The organism is Pedobacter sp., from assembly GCF_035317785.1.
Taxonomy (GTDB): Bacteria; Bacteroidota; Bacteroidia; order Sphingobacteriales; family Sphingobacteriaceae; genus Pedobacter.
Window position 1 is genome coordinate 1 of record NZ_DATHGC010000227.1, and the last position, 4,734, is coordinate 4,734.

Genomic DNA, 4,734 nt, shown 5'->3' on the forward strand with positions numbered 1-4,734 from the left:
AGGCTCTTGACCAAAAAACGGATGCAATGGCCAGAGAAAAACAAATTAAAGCATGGAAGAGCAGGAAAATGATTGAAAAACTCATCAGGGAAGATTAGCTCAGCTGGTTCAGAGCATCCCGATTTTACATCGGGAGGGTCAAGCCTCGAACCCAGTATCTCCCACAAAAGACCACCTCAACAGGTGGTCTTTTTTCATTTATGTACCATTCATATCATTTATCCTGCTTATTTTAGCGTTAAAGTGTTAAACACTTAACTAATAAATATAGCCAACCTAAATTACACCAATGCCAAGCCCTGCCCAGCCTATACCCTACAAACCCGTTAGCTTCTCCAAAACTGTCCTTACAGAATTAATGATCCCCTCCTATTCGAATTTCGGGGGCAAGATCCATGGTGGTATTTTACTTTCACTGATGGACAAAGTGGCGTACGTTTGCGCGTCTAAACATGCCGGAAATTATTGCGTAACCGCCTCTATTGATACGGTGAACTTTCTGGAACCCATTGAAGTAGGGGAACTCGTATCACTAATGGCCTCTGTAAATTACGTAGGCAAAACTTCGGTAGTAGTGGGGATAAGAGTAGTTTCTGAAAATGTGAAAACAAATGAGGTAAAACATACCAATACCAGCTATTTTACCATGGTTGCCAAGGATGAAAACAACCAGCCGACCGAAGTACCAGGACTTGTGCTGGCAAACAGCGATGACATCAGGAGGTTTATCCGGGCCAAAAGCCGAAAAGAGATCAAGCAAAATTACCGCAAAGAACTCGAAGAGATCAGTATACCTGCCAATGACGAACAGTGCAAAACACTGCTGGCCGGAGAACGCTGCATCCTTCTTTAACAAACAGAAGCATGCCTGAATTCAATTCACAGGTTCCGGATAAAAGTTCTAGCTTTGTCGGAATTTAGTTAACCACATTTTCAAATTATATCACCAGTTATGACCATCAGTCCAAGAACACGCGGATTTATTTGCCTTACATCACATCCGGAAGGATGCAAACAAAATGTATTAAAACAGATCAATTATGTGAAATCTAAAGGCCCCGTAAATGGTCCTAAAAAAGTTCTGGTTATCGGTGCTTCGACCGGCTTTGGACTGGCTTCAAGGATTACCAGCGCTTTTGGTGCGGGTGCTTCTACCATTGGTGTATATTTTGAAAAACCAGGTAGCCCCGGCAAGACTGCTTCGGCCGGCTGGTACAATACCGCAGCTTTTGAGGACTTTGCCAATGAAGCAGGCCTCTATGCAAAAAGCATTAACGGAGATGCATTCTCCAATGAAATCAAACAGCAGACCATCGAGCTGATCAAAGCCGACCTGGGACAAATAGACCTGGTGATTTACAGTCTGGCCTCGCCAAAAAGGGTTCATCCGCTGACAGGAGAAACCCACAACTCTGTACTTAAGCCCATAGAAGGCGATTTTAGTGATAAAACAGTTGACTTTCACACGGGCATCGTCTCCACTGTTTCCATTACTCCGGCAAACGATGAAGAGATTAAAAACACGGTCGCCGTAATGGGTGGTGAAGACTGGGAAATGTGGATAGACGCATTAAAGAAAGAAGGCCTGCTTGCACAGGGCGCTACAACAGTGGCCTATTCTTACATCGGCCCGGAAGTTACAGAGCCAGTATACCGCAAAGGTACGATCGGCCGGGCCAAAGATCACCTGGAAGCAACAGCATTTACCATTACAGACAAGCTTCAAGATATCGGCGGAAAAGCATACGTATCTGTAAATAAAGCACTGGTCACACAGGCAAGTTCCGCCATTCCGGTAATTCCTTTATACATTTCGCTGCTTTACAAGGTAATGAAAGCCAAAGGAATTCATGAAGGCTGTATCGAGCAGATCAGCAGGTTGTTCCGCGAGCATTTGTATTCGGGTAATGCCCTGCAAACAGATGAAAAAGGAAGGATCAGGATAGACGATTGGGAAATGAGAGCCGACGTACAGGAAGAAGTATTCACCCAATGGCAAAAAGCAACCACCGAAACCCTACCCGAAATTGGTGACCTTGAGGGCTATAAACAGGATTTCTTCAATCTTTTCGGATTTGAAGTTGCAGGAGTAAATTATGATGCAGAGGTTGAAGAAGTAGTAGCAATCCGCGGACTGCAAGATTAATATTGACATTCATAGTAATTTGTTATCTTTAGTATAAAACTATTGATAACCAAATATGAATGCTATGAAAGTATTTTTTCTCCTGGTATTGACTACCCTAACTTTTAATGTTCTTGGACAAAATGTTGCCGTAACCGGCGCATGGGAATTGAGGAACGGCGATGAACAGCATCAGCTTTTCTTTCAGGACGGATTTTATCTGCACACAGTCCACAACGGATCCCAGTTTGTATCCAGCCAGGGAGGTAATTATGAAGTAAAGGACAATACGCTTAAAGGAAAATTGCTGTTCAATACTGCTGATTCAACCAGTGTGGGAACAAGTATGGATGTCCAGTTTTCTGTTTCAGGAGGCCAGCTCTCCTTAGACCTGCAGGATGGCAGGATAAACTTTAACCGCCTCGATGATGGAAAGGCGCCGCTAGCCGGTGTCTGGCGCATTACCGGAAGAAAAGGCGAAGACGGGAAATTAACCGATATACATCAAAGCGGCACACGGCAGACCTATAAGATGCTGACGGGAACCAAATTTCAATGGGTAGCCATAGATCCGGGCAAAAAGCAGTTTTCAGGAACAGGTGGCGGCTCTTATACTTTTAAGGATGGCAAATACACTGAAAACATAGAATTCTTTTCGCGGGACAATACCCGTGTGGGTGCTTCATTAGTTTTTGACGGAAAACTTGAAGACGGCAACTGGCACCATAGCGGTTTAAGCAGCAAGGGCGCAAAGATCTACGAAGTCTGGAGCAGAGTCAAAGAATGAAGGACTATGGCTTACTAGGTTATTTAAGCTGATAAGCCATGACACTTTTCTTAAAAAATGTAGGGATATAAACGATCTTCTTGGCCGGATCATAACCAATATCTGCGGTATTGATCTTTTGCAGATGCGTATCGAGCAGCAGCTCGTTCCTGCCATCGGCATATACGTAGAAAACGTAACCTCCCCAGGCTGAGAACAGCCAGTCGCCATTCCCTATCGGCTCAATTCCGTCGCCACCTTGAGGTAGCCCCGCTATTTTGACCATACTTTTATCCGCAGCCGCTTTGAGCAGGTTTTTGCCCCCGCCCGCAATGAACAGCTGATCGCCAACGGCCTTAAGGCCATTCAGGCCATCAATGTTTTCCATGTAGACCTCTTCCTTGTCATTGGTAATCCTGTGGATCTTTTTTGTTCTCGAGTCCGAAACGTAGACAATACCCTGATCGCTTACCGTCAGGTCGTTCAAAAAAGCGGACCCTGGTATGGGTATGGTCAGTTCTACCTTTGCCTTTGCGATGTCGATCACTACCACATCGGTCACATCAGCTACATAGAGCCTGTTTTTGTAGATGCCCATTCCTTTGGGAGAATTCAGGCCGGTCACCCAGTCCAGGTTGATCACCTTACCATTCATGTCCAGTTTTCCAATTCCGCCAATGCCGTCCTTTGCATCGGCGCTGTTGCCCATTATAGCGACATACAGCACTTCGGCTTTTGCATCCGCCAGTACAGACTCAGGCATGTTTATGATACTGTCTGTTTCCCAGAGCTTTTCAAGTTTATACTGAGCGTTCAGGTTTAAGCCCAGCAAAATCATCACAGATAAACACAGGTATTTTTTCATGATACTTTTTTTAGTATTCAACAATCACGATGAATTTAAATAAAAATCAATGAATCAGGGAAAAATATTGCTTATCCTATTTCTTTTTTTACAATTGCATATTGCTAAATCGGTATAATTATCTGTTTATTTGTATTTACTAATAAACACAACACACAAATTAAACCTTTACGAGTATGCTGCTGAGCATTTTAAATTCAATTTTTTGTATTGCATTCCTTGCGTTTGCGTACTTAAATCTAAATGATGTCGACCCCTGGCTCTGGGTACCTATATATATGGTAGCCTCCATTTGTTGTGGATTTGCCATATTTAATAAATTTTACCCGAATGTTTACCTCGGAGCCATATCTTTCTATCTGGTTTACGCCGTCATCCTGTTTTTTTCAAAAGATGGTGTGCGCGACTGGATAACAAAGTACAAAAGCCCAAGTTTAGTAGAGAGCATGCAGGCAACCAAACCCTATATCGAAAAGACCAGGGAATTCTTTGGTTTATTGATTATCAGTACCGCCCTTGCGATCAACTATTTTATGGCGCCCAATATAGGATAAAACATGCTTTTAACAGAATTAGAACGGATCATCAGACGCAATCTGAGCAGTGAGGCAATGGATTGGCTGGAACAAAAGATCAGCCTGGTGAAAATGGAAGAGAAAACCTTACAATTGAACCTGACCTTTTCGCACATTCCGAGGTTTGCAGAAAAAAAGACAATAGCACTGCTGCCACCAGAAGCTGCAGAAATAGCTAAACTGCTTCCCGGCTTTGAAATATCCGGCTGGACTACAGACCGTCTTTGCCGCATCTACTTACTGATGCAGGTACCTGATCAGGACAAAGCAGTGTACCTCCGGAAGATCAATGGCCTTTTTACAGCCGCTGAGATGAATGAGCAGGCCGCATTATATTCTGCCTTACCTGTTTTTAGTTATCCGGAGGAATGGATACACCGATGTGAAGAAGGCATCAGGAGCA

5 protein-coding genes and 1 pseudogene are annotated in these 4,734 nt (G+C 43.7%); 5 read left to right on the top strand and 1 reads right to left on the bottom strand.

The window, feature by feature from the left end; genetic code table 11:
* Positions 1–289 precede the first annotated feature (289 nt).
* The 3 genes from VK541_RS13795 (at position 290) to VK541_RS13805 (ending at position 2,912) form a co-directional block, all read left to right on the top strand.
* Positions 290–853 carry an acyl-CoA thioesterase gene (locus VK541_RS13795; protein WP_324370914.1) on the top strand — a complete coding sequence of 188 codons (564 nt, stop codon included), beginning with the start codon at positions 290–292 and terminating at the stop codon, positions 851–853.
* 99 nt (positions 854–952) lie between these two features.
* Positions 953–2,146 (top strand): enoyl-ACP reductase FabV, encoded by a 1,194-nt coding sequence (gene fabV / locus VK541_RS13800; protein WP_324370915.1) that lies wholly within the window; start codon positions 953–955, stop codon positions 2,144–2,146.
* Between the two features lie 64 nt (positions 2,147–2,210).
* Positions 2,211–2,912 (top strand): hypothetical protein, encoded by a 702-nt coding sequence (locus tag VK541_RS13805; RefSeq protein WP_324370916.1) that lies wholly within the window; start codon positions 2,211–2,213, stop codon positions 2,910–2,912.
* Between the two features lie 19 nt (positions 2,913–2,931).
* Here the strand turns inward: VK541_RS13805 and VK541_RS13810 are convergent, their stop codons facing one another.
* Positions 2,932–3,756, bottom strand: a complete 825-nt coding sequence (locus VK541_RS13810; RefSeq protein ID WP_324370917.1) for an ATP-binding protein — start codon at positions 3,754–3,756, stop codon at positions 2,932–2,934.
* 176 nt (positions 3,757–3,932) lie between these two features.
* On the opposite strand from VK541_RS13810, the gene VK541_RS13815 reads away from it, so the two are divergent.
* Positions 3,933–4,310 carry a transmembrane 220 family protein gene (locus VK541_RS13815; protein ID WP_324370918.1) on the top strand — a complete coding sequence of 126 codons (378 nt, stop codon included), beginning with the start codon at positions 3,933–3,935 and terminating at the stop codon, positions 4,308–4,310.
* Positions 4,311–4,313: 3 nt separating this feature from the next.
* Positions 4,314–4,734, top strand: a pseudogene (locus tag VK541_RS13820) (hypothetical protein); the annotation flags it as partial.